Consider the following 17231-nt stretch of genomic DNA (forward strand, 5'->3'; position numbering starts at 1 on the left):
TTCGGGGATGGTTTTTCTTGTCGTGGCTGCAAGACGCCCCGGCCTTTCGCGGTGGCGGAAGGCCGGGGCAAGGATAGGTCGGTTCAGAAGGCGTCGCCGGGTACGCGCACCCAGCCTTCCATGAGGATTCGCGCGCTGCGGCTCATGATCGCCTTGGTCACCGTCCATTCGCCGTTCGCCTGGCTGGCCTCGGCGCCCACTCGCAGGGTGCCGGAGGGATGGCCGAAGCGTACCGCGCTGCGTTCGCCGCCGCCGGCGGCGAGGTTCACCAGGGTGCCGGGAATGGCTGCGGCGGTGCCGATGGCCACCGCCGCGGTACCCATCATCGCGTGGTGCAGCTTGCCCATGGACAGCGCGCGGACCAGCAGGTCGATATCGCCGGCCGCCACCAGCTTGCCGCTGGCGGTGCGGTAGTCGCGGGGCGGGGCGACGAAGGCGATCTTCGGCGTGTGCTGGCGGGTCGCGGCTTCCTCGGGGGTCTTGATCAGGCCCATGCGCAGGGCGCCGGCGACGCGGATCCGTTCGAAGCGCGCCAGTTGCTGCGGGTCTCCGTTGATCTCTTCGCGCAGCTCGGTGCCGCGGTAGCCGATCTCCTCGGCATTGACGAACACCGTGGGAATCCCGGCGTTGATCATGGTCGCCTTGAAGGTACCGACCCCCGGCACCTCCAGATCGTCCACCAGGTTGCCGGTGGGGAACATGGCGCCGCCGTCCTCGCCGTCGTCGGACGGGTCGAGGAACTCCAGCACGATCTCGGCCGCCGGGAAGGTCACTCCGTCCAGCTCGAAGTCGCCGGTTTCCTGGACTTGGCCGCCGCTCACCGGCACGTGGGCGATGATGGTCTTGCCGATATTGGCCTGCCAGATGCGCACCTCGCAGATGCCGTCTTCCGGTATCCGCGCCGGATCCACCAGCCCGGCGTGCAGGGCGAAGGCGCCGGCCCCGGTGGAGAGGTTGCCGCAGTTGCCGCTCCAGTCGACGAAGGGCTTGTCGATGGAGACCTGGCCGTAGAGGTAGTCGACGTCATGGCCCGGCTGGCTGCTCTTCGAGAGGATCACGCACTTGCTGGTGCTGGAGGTGGCGCCGCCCATCCCGTCGATGTGCGCGGCATAGGGGTCGGGACTGCCGATCACCCGCATGAACAGCCGGTCGCGCGCTTCGCCGGGGACCCGGCAGGATTCCGGCAGGTCTTCCAGGCGGAAGAACACGCCCTTGCTGGTGCCGCCGCGCAGGTAGGTGGCGGGGATGCGGATCTGGGGTGGGTGGGCCATGCGTCGTCGTCCTCGGCAATCGAATTCAGGGGCAGCGGCTGCGTTCGACAGCCGCTGCCGGTCGTCGGCGGATGACGCTACGCGTCGTCCGTCCTACCAGGGTGTTTCGCCGGCGCCATCAGGCGCCGGCCGCCTCCAGGAAGTCCTGGGCGAAGCGTTGCAGTACGCCGCCGGCTTCGTAGATGGAGACTTCCTCGTCGCTGTCCAGGCGGCAGGTCACCGGCACTTCGAGCCGCTCCCCGTCGCGCCGGTGGATGACCAGGGTCAGGTCGGCGCGCGGCCGGCGAGCGCCGAGCACGTCGAAGGTCTCGCTGCCGTCGATCCCCAGGGTCAGGCGGGTGGTACCCGGCTTGAACTCCAGCGGCAGCACGCCCATGCCGATCAGGTTGGTGCGGTGGATGCGCTCGAAGCCCTCGGCGACGATCGCCTCCACCCCGGCCAGGCGCACGCCCTTGGCTGCCCAGTCGCGCGAAGAACCCTGCCCGTAGTCGGCGCCGGCGACGATGATCAGCGGCTGCTTGCGCTCCATGTAGGTCTCGATGGCTTCCCACATGCGCATCACCTTGCCTTCCGGCTCGACCCGCGCCAGCGAACCCTGCTTCACGCTGCCGTCGGCGTTGCGCACCATCTCGTTGAACAGCTTCGGGTTGGCGAAGGTCGCGCGTTGTGCGGTGAGGTGGTCGCCGCGGTGGGTGGCGTAGGAGTTGAAGTCCTCCTCGGGCAGGCCCATTTTCGCCAGGTATTCGCCCGCTGCGCTGTCGGCGAGGATCGCGTTGGACGGCGACAGGTGGTCGGTGGTGATGTTGTCCGGCAGCACCGCCAGCGGGCGCATGCCGCGCAGGGTGCGTTCGCCGGCGAGGGCGCCTTCCCAGTACGGCGGGCGGCGGATGTAGGTGCTCGTCGGGCGCCAGGCGTAGAGCGGGTCGACCTTCTCGCGCTCGCCGTGGGTGATGTCGAACATCGGGATGTAGACCTGGCGGAACTGCTCGGGCTTCACCGCCGCCCTGACCACCGCGTCGATCTCTTCGTCGCTCGGCCAGAGGTCCTTCAGGCTGATCTCCTTGCCGTCCACCACGCCGAGCACGTCACGCTCGATGTCGAAGCGGATGGTCCCGGCGATGGCGTAGGCCACCACCAGCGGCGGCGAGGCGAGGAAGGCCTGCTTGGCGTAGGGGTGGATGCGCCCGTCGAAGTTGCGGTTGCCGGAGAGCACCGCGGTGGCGTACAGGTCGCGCTCGACGATCTCCTGCTGGATCGCCGGGTCGAGGGCGCCGGACATGCCGTTGCAAGACGTGCAGGCGTAGGCCACCACGCCGAAGCCGAGGGCTTCCAGGTGCGGCAGCAGGCCGGCTTCGCGCAGGTATTCGGTGACCACCTTGGAGCCGGGTGCCAGCGAGGTCTTCACCCATGGCTTGCGGACCAGGCCGAGGCGGTCGGCGTTGCGCGCCAGCAGGCCGGCGGCGATCACGTTGCGCGGGTTGCTGGTGTTGGTGCAACTGGTGATCGCGGCGATGATCACCGCGCCGTCCGGCATCAGGCCCTCGGCTTCCTCGGCGCGGGCCCGCTCGAGGTTGCCGGCGATGCCTTTCGCCGCCAGTTCGCTGGTGGCGACCCTGGCGTGCGGATTGGACGGGCCGGCCATGTTGCGCACCACGCTGGACAGGTCGAACTTCAGTACCCGCTCGTACTCGGCGTCGACCAGGCTGTCGGCCCAGAGCCCGGCGGTGCGCGCATAGGCCTCCACCAGGGCGACCTGCTCGTCGTCGCGGCCGGTGAGGCGCAGGTAGTCGATGGTCTGCTGGTCGATGGCGAACATCGCCGCGGTGGCGCCGTATTCCGGAGCCATGTTGGAGATGGTCGCGCGGTCGCCGAGGGTCAGGCTGGAGGCGCCTTCGCCGTAGAACTCCAGGTAGGCGCCGACCACCTTCTGCTTGCGCAGGAACTCGGTCAGGGCCAGCACCACGTCGGTGGCGGTGATGCCCGGCTGGCGACGGCCGCTCAGCTCGACGCCGACGATGTCCGGCAGGCGCATCCAGGAGGCGCGGCCGAGCATCACGTTTTCCGCTTCCAGGCCGCCGACGCCGATGGCGATCACGCCCAGGGCGTCGACGTGCGGGGTATGGCTGTCGGTGCCCACGCAGGTATCGGGGAAGGCCACGCCGTCGCGCGCCTGGATCACCGGCGACATTTTCTCCAGGTTGATCTGGTGCATGATGCCGTTGCCCGGCGGGATCACGTCGACGTTGCGGAAGGCCTGCTTGGTCCAGTCGATGAAGTGGAAGCGGTCCTCGTTGCGGCGGTCCTCGATGGCGCGGTTCTTGGCGAAGGCCTCGGGGTCGTAGCCGCCGCATTCCACCGCCAGCGAGTGGTCGACGATCAGTTGCACCGGCACCACCGGGTTGACCTGGGCCGGGTCGCCGCCCTTGTCGGCGATGGCGTCGCGCAGGCCGGCGAGGTCGACCAGCGCGGTCTGCCCGAGGATGTCATGGCAGACCACCCGCGCCGGGTACCAGGGGAAGTCGAGGTCGCGCTTGCGCTCGACCAGTTGGCGCAGCGAAGCCTCCAGGGTCGCCGGGTCGCAGCGGCGCACCAGGTTCTCGGCGAGCACGCGGGAGGTATAGGGCAGCTTGGCGTAGGCGCCGGGCTGGATCGCCTCGACCGCCTCGCGGGCGTCGAAGTAGTCCAGGCGGGTGCCGGGGAGCGGTTTGCGGTGTGCGCTGTTCATGGCTCGGACTCAATCACGGGGTGTTCGGAAGCGTGTCGCTCGCGCCGTGGCGCAGCCCACGCCGGCCTTTCGAATTCTGGGTGCGGCAACCGTCCGGCGCGCTCGCGTTCGGCGCGCCGGACGGCGTGGATCAGCGTTGCTCCAGCGGCACGAACGCGCGCTGCTCGACGCCGGTGTACTCGGCGCTCGGGCGGATGATGCGGTTGTTGGCGCGCTGTTCGAAGACGTGGGCGGTCCAGCCGCTGGTCCGCGAGCAGACGAAGATCGGCGTGAACAGCTTGGTCGGGATGCCCATGAAGTGATACGCCGAGGCGTGGTAGAAGTCGGCGTTGGGGAACAGCTTCTTCTGCTCCCACATGGTCTTGTCGATGGCCTCGGAAACCGCGAACAGGACCTTGTCGCCGACCTCGTCGGCGAGCTGCTTCGACCAACCCTTGATCACTTCGTTGCGTGGGTCGGAATCCTTGTAGATGGCATGCCCGAAGCCCATGATCTTGTCCTTGCGCTCGAGCATCTTCAGCAGCTCGGCGGTGGCTTCCTGCGGCGAAGAGAAGCGTTCGATCAGTTCCATCGCCGCCTCGTTGGCGCCGCCGTGCAGCGGGCCGCGCAGCGAGCCGATGGCGCCGGTGACGCAGGAGTAGAGGTCGGACAGGGTCGAGGCGCAAACCCGCGCGGTGAAGGTGGATGCGTTGAACTCATGCTCGGCGTAGAGGATCAGCGAGACGTTCATCACCTTCACGTGCAGCTCGCTGGGCTTCTTGCCGTGGAGCAGGGCGAGGAAGTGCCCGCCGATGGTCGGCTCGTCGCTGTTGCAGTCGATGCGCTGGCCTTCGTGGGTGAAGCGGTACCAGTAGGTCATGATCGCCGGGAAGGCGGCGAGCAGGCGGTCGGCGACGTCGCGCTGCTGGTCGAAGCTCAGCTCCGGTTCCAGGGTGCCGAGGACCGAGGCGCCAGTGCGCATCACGTCCATCGGGTGGGCGTCCTTGGGAATCCGTTCGAGAACTTCCTTCAGCGCCTGCGGCAGGTCGCGCTGGCCCTGGAGCTTCTTCAGGTAGGCGTCGAGCTGTTGCTTGTTCGGCAGTTCGCCGTAGAGCAGCAGGTAGGCGACTTCCTCGAAGATCGCCGCCGCCGCCAGGTCGCGGACGTCGTAGCCACGGTAGGTCAGGCCGGCGCCTTCCTGGCCGACGGTGGACAGGGCTGTCTGACCGGCCACCTGGCCACGCAGGCCGGCGCCACTCAGTACTTTTGCTTCAGCCATTGCTCTCTCCTTTCTTGAACTTTTTCTGGATGCTGCAACTCGGTTTCACGGGGTTCGCGGACCGGCGCTCAGGCGCACGCCGGGCTCGATGTTCAGGCGTTCTTCTTCTGCGCGAAGAGCGCGTCGAGCTTCTGCTCGAAGCTGTGGTAATCGATGCGATCGTACAGCTCCATGCGGGTCTGCATGGTATCGATCACATTCTTCTGGGTGCCGTCGCGACGGATCGCGGTGTAGACGTTCTCCGCCGCCTTGTTCATGGCGCGGAAGGCCGACAGCGGGTAGAGCACCAGGGACACGTCGGCGGAGGCCAGTTCGTCGGTGGTGAACAGCGGGGTGGCGCCGAACTCGGTGATGTTGGCCAGCACCGGCACCTTCACCGCGGCGGCGAATTCCTTGTACATGGCCAGTTCGGTCATGGCTTCCGGGAAGATCATGTCGGCACCGGCCTCGACACAGGCGCAGGCGCGGTCGATGGCGGCCTGCAGGCCTTCCACGGCCAGCGCGTCGGTGCGCGCCATGATCACGAAGGAGTCGTCGCTGCGGGCATCGACGGCGGCCTTGATGCGGTCGACCATCTCCTGCTGCGAGACGATCTCCTTGTTCGGCCTATGGCCGCAGCGCTTGGCGCCGACCTGGTCCTCGATATGCATCGCGGCGGCGCCGAACTTGATCATCGACTTCACCGTGCGGGCGACGTTGAACGCCGAGGAGCCGAAGCCGGTGTCGACGTCCACCAGCAGCGGCAGGTCGCAGACGTCGGTGATCCGGCGCACGTCGGTGAGCACGTCGTCGAGGCCGCTGATACCCAGGTCCGGCAGGCCCAGGGAACCGGCGGCGACGCCGCCGCCGGACAGGTAGATGGCCTTGAAGCCGGCGCGCTTGGCCAGCAGGGCGTGGTTGGCGTTGATGGTGCCGACCACCTGCAGCGGGTGTTCGGTGGCCACGGCTTCGCGGAAGCGCTGGCCGGGGGTAAGGGACGTCTGGCTCATCACGGACCTCTTAGACGGTGGAGGAAGCGGAGGCGAGCTTCGCCGGCTGGGGTTCCAGCTGGCGCTCGATATTGCGGCGCGACGCACTGATGTGGCGGCGCATCAGCAGCTCGGCCAGTTCGCCGTCACGGTCGGCGATGGCGTCGAGAATGCGGTGGTGTTCGGCGAAGGCCTGGCGCGGCCGGTTCGGCGTGGTCGAGTACTGGATGCGGTACATCCGCACCAGTTGGTAGAGCTCGCCGCAGAGCATGCGGGTGAGAGTGGCGTTGCCGCTGCCCTGGATGATCCGGTAGTGGAAGTCGTAGTCGCCTTCCTGCTGGTAATAGCCGCGCCCGGCCTGGAACGCCTCGTCGCGCTCGTGGGTGTCGAGCACCCGGCGCAACTCGTCGATCTCGGCCTGGCTCATGCGCTCGGCGGCCAGTCGGCAGGCCATGCCTTCCAGGGACTCGCGGATCTCGTAGAGCTCGATCAGCTCGGCGTGGCTCAGCGACACCACCCGCGCCCCGACATGCGGCACCCGCACCAGCAGGCGCAGGCCTTCCAGGCGGTGGATCGCCTCGCGCAGCGGGCCGCGGCTGATGCCGTAGGTGCGCGCCAGCTCCGGCTCGGAGATCTTGCTGCCCGGCGCGATCTCGCCGCTGACGATGGCGCTCTGGATCTTGCGGAAGACGTGTTCCGACAAGGTCTCTCCGTCGTCATGGGCAATCTCGAGAGGGGGCGGGTTCTGGGTCATGGTACTGGCTGTCCGGGTCGATGTGTCGACAATGTTTGCGAAAGCTACCGCCTGGATTGCGTGGGGTCAATCATTCGTCGCTTGATTGTCGACAATCGTCTAATGCATCGCTGGTCTATGCTTTCCCCTCCAGCCGCTGTGCCAGGAGAGAGTTTCGTGGGCATCTATGACCGTTACGTGTTGCCGCGCCTGATCGACTTCGCCTGCGGCATGGGCGACGTGATGAAGCAGCGTTCGCTGCTGGTGCCGCGCGCCCATGGGCGGGTGCTGGAGATCGGTCTGGGCACCGGGCTCAACCTGGGCTTCTACGACGCGGCGAAGGTGTCGGCGATCGTCGGCGTCGACCCGGCCGCGCAAATGCAGGCGCTGGCCCGCGAGCGCGCGGCGCAAATCGGCATCCCGGTGGAAATGGTCGCCCTCGAGCTTGGCGAGATCCGCGCCGAGGCGGAAAGCTTCGACACCATCGTCTGCACTTTCACCCTTTGCTCCATCGCCGCGCCGCTGCCGGCGCTGGGCGAGATGCGTCGGGTGCTGAAGCGTGGCGGCGAATTGCTGTTCTGCGAGCACGGGCGCGCGCCGGACGCCTCGGTGCTGGCCTGGCAACGGCGCCTGACGCCCTGGTGGAAACCGCTGGCCGGCGGTTGCCACCTGGACCGCGACATGCCGGCCTTGCTGCGCGAGGCCGGCTTTCGCATCGACGAGCTGGAACAGGGCTACCTGCCCGGGCCGCGGCCGATGACCTACGTCTACCGCGGCGTCGCGCGCTGAATCCGGGCGGCCCTCAGAGCGCCTTGGGCAAGGGCGCGAACAGCGCGTCGATATCGGCCTCGTCGAGCTTCCAGCCGTCGCCGTTGCCTTCGCTGAACAGGCCGTCGGCGAGGGCGGCCTTTTCCTGCTGCAGGTGCTGGATCTTCTCTTCCACCGTGCCGCGGGCGATCAGCCGGTAGACGAACACCGGCTTGTCCTGGCCGATGCGGTAGGCGCGGTCGCTGGCCTGGTTCTCCACCGCCGGGTTCCACCAGGGATCGTAGTGGATCACGGTGTCCGCCGCGGTCAGGTTGAGGCCGACCCCGCCTGCCTTCAAGCTGATCAGGAACACCGGCACCTTGCCGCTCTGGAAGCGCTGTACCGGGGCGCGGCGGTCGCGGGTCTCGCCGGTCAGCAGGACGTAGTCGACGCCGCGCTGGCGCAGGGCGTCCTCGATCAGCGCGAGCATCGAGGTGAACTGCGAGAACAGCAGGACCCGGCGACCCTCGGCGATCAGTTCGTCGAGCATGTCGAGCAGGTAGGCCAGCTTGCCCGAGCTGAGCGCCCGGCCGCTGCGCGCGCCGTCTTCCTGGCGTTGCAGCAGGCGCGTGTCGCAGCAGACCTGGCGCAGCTTGAGCAGCGCCTCGAGGATCACGATGCGGCTGCGCGCCAGGCCGCGCCGGGCGATCTCCTCGCGGACCTTGCGGTCCAGCGCCAGGCGCACGGTCTCGTAGAGTTCGCGTTGCGCCTCGCTGAGTTCGACGAACTGGGTGAACTCGCTCTTCGGCGGCAGTTCCGAGGCCACCTGTTCCTTGGTCCGTCGCAGCAGGAACGGCCGCAGGCGCGCGGCCAGGTGACTGAGGCGTGCCTCGTCGCCGTGCTTCTCGATCGGCGTGCGGTAGTCCTGGGCGAACTGGCGGGCGTCGCCGAGCCAGCCGGGCATCAGGAAATGGAACAGCGACCAGAGTTCGCCGAGGTGGTTCTCCAGCGGCGTGCCGGTCAGGCACAGGCGATGCCGTGCCGCCAGCTCGCGGGCGGCGACGGCGGCCTTGGTGGTGGCGTTCTTGATGTTCTGCGCCTCGTCGAGGATCAGCAGGTGGAACCGCCGCTTGCCCAGCTCGGCGGCGTCGCGTGGTAGCAGGGCATAGGTGGTCAGCACCAGGTCGTGCTCGTCGATGCGGGCGAAGTCGCGGCGCCGGCCGGCGCCGTGCAGGGCCAGCACGCGCAGATCGGGGGCGAAGCGCTCGGCCTCGTCCAGCCAGTTGGGGATCAGGCTGGTGGGCATCACCACCAGCGCCGGCGTGTCGAGCCGCCCGGCCTGCTTTTCCAGGAGCACGTGGGCCAGCGACTGCAAGGTCTTGCCCAGCCCCATGTCGTCGGCCAGCACGCCGCCGCTGTCGAGTTCGCGCAGGGTCTGCATCCAGCTCAGGCCTTCGAGCTGGTAGGGCCGCAGTTCGGCGCGCAGGCCTTGCGGCGGGGTCGCCGGACGAGCCTGGAAACTGCGTAGGCGGCGGGCGAAGTCGCGCAGGTTGTCGCCGCCTTCCCAGGCCAGCGGCAACTCGTCGAGATCGGCCAGGCGCGCCGCGTCCGGTGCGCCCAGGCGCAGCTTGCGCTGCGGTTCGGGGTCGCCCAGGTAGAAGTCGGAAAGCGCCGCCAGCACCGGCTTCAGGCGGCCGAAGGGCAGCGCCACGCGCAGCGGCGGGTTGAGTTCCAGGCGCAGCACCAGTTGCTCTTCGTCGGCGTGCCGGGCGAGGGCGCGCGGATCGAGCAGGGCCGGACTGCGGCGGATCAGCTCGGTCAGCGCCGGCAGCAGGCTGACCCGCTGGCCGGCGACCTGGATGCCCAGTTCCAGCTCGAACCACTGGCGGTCGTCGGCTTCCTCGACCTCGGCGTACCAGGCGTCGATGGGCGTCAGGTCGTAGGCGAAGTCGGCGCGGATGTCGATGAACCAGCCCTGCTGGCGCAGGCGCGGCAGGTCGTCCTGCATGAAGTGCAGCCAGGCGTTGTCGCCGGGCAGTTCGAACATCTCGCCGGCGCTCTCCTCGAGCGCGTCGCTGCGCCGGGTCGCCGGCTTGAAGCCGAGGCGGCGCAGGGTCTCGCGGTATTCCTGCTCGTGCGCCGGACGCCGTTCGATACGCCGCTGGGCCTCCCGTGGCTCGCTGCCGGGACGCCCGGAAACCGCCTCGCCGGCATAGATGAAGGCCAGCGCCGCACGGTGCCGGGAAATGCTCTGCATGCGTCCGCTGCGCAGGTCGTAGCCGCTGTGCACGTGGCTGCCGAGGGTCAGCCGCGCATACGGCCGGGCCGGGTCGATGGCCAGGCTGAGCTGGGTGTCTGGGGCGGAGGGTGAAGTCATCCGGTATGTCCTTCGGCGAAACCAGCCGAAACCGCAAACAGCCGATATTACCAAGCTCGGCGCGCTTGCGCAGAGCGGAGATGGACGTATGGCGCGGCGGACGAATGCGACGGGATACGACCCGCACTCGTCGGACCCCGGCAATCCCTGGCGCGACGCGACCTGGCGGTCGTCTGGAGCAAGTACAAATGCGAACGTAATTGAGATACAGTCGCAAACCTTCCGAATCGACGACCGCCTCGCCACCCGCGAGCGCGGCGTCGCCGTGCCAGCCAGACGAGGTAGCGACGATGCAAGGCCCTGTTTCCACCCGGGACGCCGCCCCATGACCAGCCAGGCCCTGGCCGGCGGACTGTCCGTCACCGGCCGCATCCTCGTCGCGGTCCTGCTTGGCTACGCGCTGGCCTATGCGGTCACCGCCTGCCTGAGCATCTACCTGCCGCTGCCGCGTCCCGACCGGGTCTCGTTCGGCAGCCTCGGCTGCTTCGCCGTGTGGGTCGCGGCCATCGTCTACGCCTTCGCCGCGCGCAGCGCCTGGCGCGCCTGCTGGGTGCTGGCGCTGGCCAGCCTGGCGCTGGGCGGCCTGGCCTGGCTCGGCCTCGACTACGGAGCGCGTCCATGAACCTGCGTCAATCGATGTCCGGCCTGCATACCTGGTCGGGGCTGCTGGTCAGCTGGCTGCTGTTCGTCATCGTCTTCGCCGGCAGCCTGGCCAGCTTCGACAAGGAGCTGACCCGCTGGATGCAGCCGGACCTGCACCTGCCCGGCGCGCAGTCGCTGGGCGCCGACCAGGTGCGCGACTGGTTGCGCCAGCGCGCCCCCGATGCCCATGCCTGGTGGATGCTGCCGCCGAGCGAGCGGGCGCCCTACTGGAACGCCGGCTGGGAGCCACGCGACGGCAGCGAGTTCAAGGTCTTCCAGCTGGACGCGGTGAGCGGCCAGCCGCTGCCGAAGACAGTCGGCGGCGAGTTCTTCTTCACCCTGCACTACGACCTGCACGCCGGCATGGTCGGCCTGTACATCGTCGGCATCGCCGGGATGCTGATGCTGGTGGCGCTGGTCAGCGGGACCATCGTGCACCGGCGGATCTTCAAGGACTTCTTCACCCTGCGCCCGCAGGCGGCGCGGCAGCGCGCCTGGCTCGACGCGCACAACGTGCTGGGGGTGATCGGCCTGCCGTTCCACCTGATGATCGCCTACACCGGCCTGGTGATCTTCATCGTCTACTACATGCAGGCGGGCCTGCAGGTGGTCTACCAGAACGATGGCGAGCGCTTCTTCCATGAAGTGCAGGGCTCCTACGAACGCGAGGAAGTCGGCCGCCCGGCGGGGCCGCCGGCGTCCATAGACGGCCTGATCGTCGAGGCCGGCAAGGTCTGGGGCGACGGCGGCGCGCCGGGCTGGATCAGCGTCCACCATCCCTATGACGAGGCGGCCACCGTGGACATCCGCCGGCGCGACGCCTCGCGCATCCTCGACGACCAGCGCACGGTCAACTTCGATGCCTCCAGCGGCGAACTGCTGCATGCCCAGCCGTCCTATGCGCCCGGCTACGCCACCTACGGCTGGCTGACCGGCCTGCACATGATCCAGTGGGGTGGCCAGTTGGTGCGCTGGATGTACCTGTTGCTCGGGCTGTCCGGGGCGATGATGATCTTCGGCGGGTTGCAGGTCTGGCTGGCCAAGCGCGAGGTCCGCGGCAGTCGTGGCGTTGGTCTGGTGCGGGCGCTGAACCTGGCGGTCTGCGGCGGCCTGCCGCTGGCCAGCCTGGCGCTGCTGTGGGGCAACCGCCTGCTGCCGACGCAACTGGCCGGCCGCGACACCTGGGAGATCCGCGTGTTTTGCGCCAGTTGGGCGCTGGTCGCGCTGTGGGCCATCGTCCGCCGCAACAGCGGGACCCTCGGTCGCACGCAACTGCGCCTCGCCGCCGTGCTGGCGCTGGGCCTGCCGCTGCTCGGCCTGCTGCGTAGCCCGGAAGGCAACCTGTTGGCCAGCCTGCAGCGCGGCGACTGGGTGCTGGCCGGCGTCGACCTCAGCCTGCTGGGCCTCGGCCTGCTCTGCGCCTGGCTAGGTTGGCGACGTCGGCAAGCGTCGAGCAAGCCCGTCCGGCGACGCCTGAACGTCCAGGAGGTGGCCTGATGCTGCTGGTCTTCGGCCTCAACCTGCTGGCTTTCACCGCTCTCTGCCTGGCCATGAACCGCCACCACAAGAACCTCCTCGGCCACGAGCCGTCGGCTTCCCGGGTGCTTCTGCTACGCGGCGTGGCGCTGCTCGACCTGGGCCTGGCACTGGCCTTCTCGATCCACCGGCAGGGCGTGGAGATCGGCATCGTCTTCTGGTCCTGCCTGCTGATGCTGGCGGCCGGCACGCTAGTCCTGCTGCTCGCCTGGCGGCCACGCTGGGCATTGCCTTGCGCCGCCGGAGTGCCGTTGCTCGGCGGGGTGCTGGCGCTGCTGCGCTGAAGGGCGCGCCGCCCATCCGTGCCTCGGGGGCGACCCGGTCCAGCGTCTATGCTGGTGGTCGTGCTTTCCCCCGGAGGTATGCGCCATGCACACGCCCGCCAGCAACACCGTCGCTAGCGTCATTCCCTGCCTGCGTTACCGCGATGCGCCGGCCGCCATCGACTGGCTGTGCCGGACCTTTGGCTTCCAGCGCAAGCTGGTGGTGCCCGGCGAGGACGGACAGGTGCTCCACGCCGAGTTGACCTACGCCAGCCCGAACGGCGCCAACGGCATGCTGATGCTCGGTTCGAGCGTCCGCGACAACGCCTACGGTCGGCTGATGCGGCACGTCGACGAAGCCGGCGGCAATACCCAGAGCCTCTACCTGGTGGTCGCCGATCCCGACGCCCTGTTCCGCAGCGCCCAGGCCGCCGGCGCCGAGATCGTCATCGACATCAAGGACGAGGACTACGGCGGTCGCGGCTTCACTTGCCGCGATCCGGAGGGCCACGTCTGGAGCTTCGGCAGCTATGATCCCTGGGCATGAGGCCCCGTCCATTCACCACAGGAGACGCTGCATGAAAACGCTCACGCTGATCGATGGCCAGGAGGTCGCCGCCATCGGCCAGGGTACCTGGCATATCGGCGAGCAGCCCGGAGAACGCAAGCGCGAGGTCGCGGCGCTGCGCGAAGGCATCGAACTGGGGATGACGCTGATCGATACCGCCGAGATGTACGCCGAGGGCGGCGCCGAAGACGTGGTCGGCGCGGCTATCGCGGGACGCCGCGAAGAGGTCTTCCTGGTCAGCAAGGTCTACCCGCACAACGCCAGCCGCAAGGGTCTGCCGGCGGCCTGCGAGCGCAGCCTGCGCCGGCTCGGTTGCGAAACCATCGACCTCTACCTGCTGCACTGGCAGGGCCGGTATCCGCTGGAGGAAACCATCGAAGCCTTCGAGCGGTTGCGCGACCAGGGCAAGATCCTGCGCTGGGGCGTGTCCAACTTCGACCTGGGCGACATGTACGAACTGGACGGCAGCGCCTGTGCCGCCAACCAGGTGATGTACAACCTGGAGGAACGCGGTATCGAATACGACCTGCTGCCCTGGTGCCAGGAGCGCGGCATGCCGGTGATGGCCTACTGTCCGGTGGGGCAGGGCGGCAGGCTGCTACGGCACCCGGCGCTCGGCGAGATCGCCGCGCGCCACGACGCCAGCAGCGCCCAGGTCGCCCTGGCCTGGCTACTGGAGCAGGGGGTGATCGCGATCCCGAAGGCGGTGACGTCCGCTCACATCCGCCAGAATGCAGCGGCGGCCGACCTGGAACTGAGCGCCGATGACCTGCGGGCGCTCGACCAGGCGTTTCCGCCGCCTACCCGCAAGCGAAACCTGGCGATCGTCTGAGTGGAGTACGGGAGAAACGGCCTGCGCTTGTTTCCCCTGGCCGCGGGAATATGACGAAGTTGGCGAGGAAATATTTAAAAAGGAATAAGTAAATATTTATTTCCTGCGTGGGAACTTTCTTCAACTTAACCTGTACTTTTCGCTGTCCCACAAAAAAGCCCCGTCGGGGACGGGGCTTTTCCTTGCATTCGCGCTGATGCTTGCATGATTCAGGCAGCCAGTGTTTTCTTGCGAACTCGATTGATCACTTCTTCCATTTTGCCGGAGTCGTCGTACTGCTCCGGATACAGGCGCTCGCTGTGGCAGGCCACGCCATGCTGGTCAACGATGGTGAAACTGAAGTTTCCTTTACGAGTTGCCTGGATCAGGCAGTCGAACGGCGCAAATGCGGCGGTTAGGGTGCGAATTGCATCCTGAGTACGATGTTGAATAGACATATTCTTATGTTCCTTTACTTTCACGCTTATGGAGCAGCGTATATTGCAAATGTTCCCGCTCCGTGACAGTGCCAAGAAAGCTTTGTGTCGGGGGAACGTACTGGTTATGCCGGCTTTTTTCGAAAAGAGCAAGCTGGCAGTTCAGGTACTAATCAGAGGATCGATTGGCAGGAAAGTTTCCAGGCCAGGATCCTGATCAATCTGCGGGTGGTATTGCGGGACGCCGGTCTTCCCATCGGCCCTGCATGGCAGGGGATTGCTTCAGAAGAGTGGCGACCGAAGAACCATCGGAAGGCTGTAACCCCGATGGTAGAGCCCTTTTCATCTGTGGGCCCGGTCGTGGGGTAAAGCCTGATTGACTTTCAGTTTGGTACGCAGTCCCGGATTGTATGTCTTTCGACGAAGAAAGGCCAGGACATTTTTTGAGCAGATGTCGCCCCGGCGGCGGGAATGTTTGAGCATTTGTTTCGGCGGACGCCTGCCAACCGGGCAAAGGTTATGGGCCTGGCGTCGGCGGCGCGTGGCAGGATTGCCGTTCCATCGCCGCGCCGAGGTTATCCATGCCGTCGCCCGCTCGCACGCTGCTCGTGGCCTTCGTGTCCGCCTGGTTCCTGCTGGGTGGGCTGGGCCATTTCGTCTTCACCGATTTCTTCGTCGGCATCGTCCCGCCCTACGTGCCCTGGCCGCTGGCGGCGGTGTGGGTCAGCGGGGTCTTCGAACTGCTCGGCGCCGCCGCCCTGCTGGTGCCGGCATGGCGCCGGCTGGCGGCGTGCGGGCTGTTCATCCTGACCCTCTGCGTGACCCCGGCCAACCTCTACATGTGGCAGCACCCCGACCTGTTCCCATCCTTCCCGCCGACGCTGCTGGCCGCTCGCCTGGCGCTGCAGGCGTTCCTCCTCGGCTGCATCCTGGCGCTGATGCTGGCGCGGGACGAGGCGCCGCTGGCACGACGCTAGGCGCAGGCGAAAAAAAGCCACTGTGCGGGGGTGGACAGTGGCCGGGAATGCCAGGAGATGGAGGAGCAATCGGACCTGGCGTGGATAGAGTAGTAGTCACTCTGTCGAGGGTCTGTATGGCTATTGGTGAACTTTGTGAAGAAGTGCAAAGTAGAGCGGCCAACGGACGAACGGTGTTGCACGCGGCGGGACGCTCGCGGTAGTTTTTTCCCATGATCACGTTTCCCGTGGTCGCCCTCGAAGCCCGGCCCCAGCGCCGGGCTTCGTCGTTTCTGCCCGCCGCGCAACCGGACGCAGCGGGCGGCGACCGGTGCGAAAGGCTCTGGGGTGCGCCCGCACGGCGTCCGGCCAACTTAAAGTTCGGTTGTGCCGGGTGCTGTCATAACGCCATCGTTCAGTGGCCTCGGTGAGCCCCCGCACCCCCAGTTCGCTGGGGCTTGCCTTTGGTGTATCCCTTTTGCCCGGCCGCGTGCCGGGCTTTTTTATGCCCGGTCTTCTTCCTTCCGGTTTAGCCGGGGCCCGCGTTTCCTCGGCCGGCCCCTGAACCTCATCGCTGCATCGACGTCCCTAGCTACAGGCGAGCCTGTGGCCGGAGGCTTTCCATCATCCGAAAAAAGGTGAAAACCATGCTGACCATCGACTACAACAGCTATCGCACCACTACCCCCTACGGCAAACGCGTGCGCTTCCTGGTGCTGCACTACACCGCGCTCGACTTCGCCGCCTCGGTCAAGGCGCTGACCACCGGCGCCGCCAGCGCCCACTACCTGATCCCAGCGCCGCACGACCCCAGCTACAAGGCCGCCGGCTTCAAGGGCCAGCGCATCTTCAACCTGGTCGCCGAGGAAGACCGCGCCTGGCACGCCGGCGTCAGCGGCTGGGCGCGCCGCGACAACCTCAACGACACCTCCATCGGCATCGAGATCGTCAACCTCGCCCGCGACGACGACGGCGTGTTCACCTTCCCCGACTACGAGCGCTCGCAGATCAACGCACTCAAGCAACTGGCGAAGAACATCCTGCAGCGCTACCCGGACATGACCCCGAAGAACGTGGTCGGCCACTCCGACATCGCCGTCGGGCGCAAGTCCGACCCGGGTCCGAAGCTGCCCTGGAAGGAACTCTACGAGGCCGGTATCGGCGCCTGGTACGACGACGCCACCCGCGATCGCTATCGCGAAGGCTTCGAGCGCGACGGCCTGCCGCCGCGCGCCGACCTGCTGGAGGCGTTCCGCCTGTACGGCTATGCGCTGCCGGCGACGGTCGACGATGCCTACTTCACCAGCCTGCTGCGCGCTTTCCAGATGCATTTCCGCCCGGAGAACTACGACGGCGCGCTGGATGTGGAGACGGCGGCGATCCTCTACGCTCTGAACGAGAAATACCCGGCCTGAGCCACTAGCCACGAGCGGCCGCCCGATGCGGCGGCCGCTTCCTTGCCCACCCCCATGGAGGACTTGCCATGACTGCCGTCGCACAGGTCGTCGCCAAGGCGGAAATGCTGATCCGCCGCCCCATCGCCGAGGTCTTCGAAGCCTTCGTCGATCCGGCCATCACCGCCAGGTTCTGGTTCAGCCGCGGCGATGCCCGCCTCGAAGCCGGGAAACGGCTGCGCTGGCACTGGGACATGTACGGGGTTTCCCAGGAAATCGAAGTGAAGGACCTGCAGACGAACCGCCGCATCCTCATCGAATGGCCGAATGGCGACAGCAACCCTTCCCAGGTGGAGTGGCTGTTCGAGGAACTGCCCGGCGCCGGGACCTTCGTCAGCATCCGCAACAGCGGTTTCGTCGGCACCCCGGAAGAGGTCATCCCGCGGGTGGTCGACGCCACCGAAGGTTTCACCCTGGAGCATGGCATCGCCTTGAACCTGGTGGCCGACCGTTTTCCCCGCGGTCTCGATGGCTGAGCATTGCCT

General features: G+C 67.4%; 16 protein-coding genes. 9 read left to right on the plus strand and 7 right to left on the minus strand.

Going from position 1 to position 17231, the window contains the following annotated elements:
• Window positions 1-83: 83 nt before the first annotated feature.
• From prpF to JHD77_RS15325, 5 genes are all read right to left on the minus strand, one after another.
• Window positions 84-1271, minus strand: coding sequence for a 2-methylaconitate cis-trans isomerase PrpF (prpF, locus tag JHD77_RS15305; protein WP_003103056.1), 1188 nt, complete (start codon window positions 1269-1271; stop codon window positions 84-86).
• A gap of 118 nt (window positions 1272-1389) precedes the next feature.
• On the minus strand, window positions 1390-3996 hold the full coding sequence (gene acnD / locus JHD77_RS15310) for a Fe/S-dependent 2-methylisocitrate dehydratase AcnD (RefSeq protein WP_031756382.1): 2607 nt from the start codon (window positions 3994-3996) through the stop codon (window positions 1390-1392).
• A 130-nt stretch (window positions 3997-4126) separates the two neighbouring features.
• Window positions 4127-5254 (minus strand): bifunctional 2-methylcitrate synthase/citrate synthase, encoded by a 1128-nt coding sequence (gene prpC, locus JHD77_RS15315; RefSeq protein WP_003103050.1) that lies wholly within the window; start codon window positions 5252-5254, stop codon window positions 4127-4129.
• A 92-nt stretch (window positions 5255-5346) separates the two neighbouring features.
• Entirely contained in the window at window positions 5347-6243 is an 897-nt protein-coding gene (gene prpB / locus JHD77_RS15320) for a methylisocitrate lyase (RefSeq protein ID WP_003103044.1), read from the minus strand.
• Between the two features lie 10 nt (window positions 6244-6253).
• Complete coding sequence (locus JHD77_RS15325; RefSeq protein WP_003085635.1) at window positions 6254-6976, minus strand: GntR family transcriptional regulator; 723 nt, start codon at window positions 6974-6976, stop codon at window positions 6254-6256.
• Between the two features lie 117 nt (window positions 6977-7093).
• On the opposite strand from JHD77_RS15325, the gene JHD77_RS15330 reads away from it, so the two are divergent.
• Window positions 7094-7744 carry a class I SAM-dependent methyltransferase gene (locus tag JHD77_RS15330; RefSeq protein ID WP_003118644.1) on the plus strand — a complete coding sequence of 217 codons (651 nt, stop codon included), beginning with the start codon at window positions 7094-7096 and terminating at the stop codon, window positions 7742-7744.
• 13 nt (window positions 7745-7757) lie between these two features.
• On the opposite strand, the gene JHD77_RS15335 is transcribed toward JHD77_RS15330, so the two are convergent.
• Window positions 7758-9749, minus strand: a complete 1992-nt coding sequence (locus JHD77_RS15335) for a DEAD/DEAH box helicase (RefSeq protein WP_003118645.1) — start codon at window positions 9747-9749, stop codon at window positions 7758-7760.
• Window positions 9750-10404: 655 nt separating this feature from the next.
• Between JHD77_RS15335 and JHD77_RS15340 the strand changes: the two genes are divergently transcribed.
• From JHD77_RS15340 to JHD77_RS15360, 5 genes are all read left to right on the plus strand, one after another.
• Complete coding sequence (locus JHD77_RS15340) at window positions 10405-10701, plus strand: DUF3649 domain-containing protein (RefSeq protein ID WP_003085639.1); 297 nt, start codon at window positions 10405-10407, stop codon at window positions 10699-10701.
• On the plus strand, window positions 10698-12218 hold the full coding sequence (locus JHD77_RS15345; protein ID WP_003103038.1) for a PepSY-associated TM helix domain-containing protein: 1521 nt from the start codon (window positions 10698-10700) through the stop codon (window positions 12216-12218). Before JHD77_RS15340 ends, JHD77_RS15345 begins: the two co-directional genes overlap by 4 nt.
• Entirely contained in the window at window positions 12218-12541 is a 324-nt protein-coding gene (locus JHD77_RS15350) for a DUF3325 domain-containing protein (protein WP_003103035.1), read from the plus strand. The genes JHD77_RS15345 and JHD77_RS15350 overlap by 1 nt, the downstream gene beginning before the upstream one ends.
• Before the next feature lie 85 nt (window positions 12542-12626).
• Complete coding sequence (locus JHD77_RS15355) at window positions 12627-13067, plus strand: VOC family protein (protein ID WP_003085641.1); 441 nt, start codon at window positions 12627-12629, stop codon at window positions 13065-13067.
• Window positions 13068-13098: 31 nt separating this feature from the next.
• Window positions 13099-13920 carry an aldo/keto reductase gene (locus tag JHD77_RS15360; RefSeq protein WP_003109743.1) on the plus strand — a complete coding sequence of 274 codons (822 nt, stop codon included), beginning with the start codon at window positions 13099-13101 and terminating at the stop codon, window positions 13918-13920.
• A gap of 209 nt (window positions 13921-14129) precedes the next feature.
• On the opposite strand, the gene JHD77_RS15365 is transcribed toward JHD77_RS15360, so the two are convergent.
• Window positions 14130-14357 carry a hypothetical protein gene (locus JHD77_RS15365; protein ID WP_003085644.1) on the minus strand — a complete coding sequence of 76 codons (228 nt, stop codon included), beginning with the start codon at window positions 14355-14357 and terminating at the stop codon, window positions 14130-14132.
• Window positions 14358-14917: 560 nt separating this feature from the next.
• Here JHD77_RS15365 and JHD77_RS15370 point away from each other — a divergent pair.
• From JHD77_RS15370 to JHD77_RS15380, 3 genes are all read left to right on the plus strand, one after another.
• Window positions 14918-15313: a DoxX family protein gene (locus JHD77_RS15370; protein WP_003106627.1), complete on the plus strand. Its 396-nt coding sequence runs from the start codon at window positions 14918-14920 to the stop codon at window positions 15311-15313.
• A 626-nt stretch (window positions 15314-15939) separates the two neighbouring features.
• Window positions 15940-16707, plus strand: coding sequence for an N-acetylmuramoyl-L-alanine amidase AmpDh3 (gene ampDh3, locus JHD77_RS15375; RefSeq protein WP_003106625.1), 768 nt, complete (start codon window positions 15940-15942; stop codon window positions 16705-16707).
• A gap of 68 nt (window positions 16708-16775) precedes the next feature.
• Window positions 16776-17222, plus strand: coding sequence for an SRPBCC family protein (locus tag JHD77_RS15380; RefSeq protein WP_031756387.1), 447 nt, complete (start codon window positions 16776-16778; stop codon window positions 17220-17222).
• Window positions 17223-17231 lie beyond the last annotated feature (9 nt).

Origin of the sequence: Pseudomonas sp. P20 (assembly GCF_016463925.1) — a bacterium.
Taxonomy (GTDB): Bacteria; Pseudomonadota; Gammaproteobacteria; order Pseudomonadales; family Pseudomonadaceae; genus Pseudomonas; species Pseudomonas aeruginosa.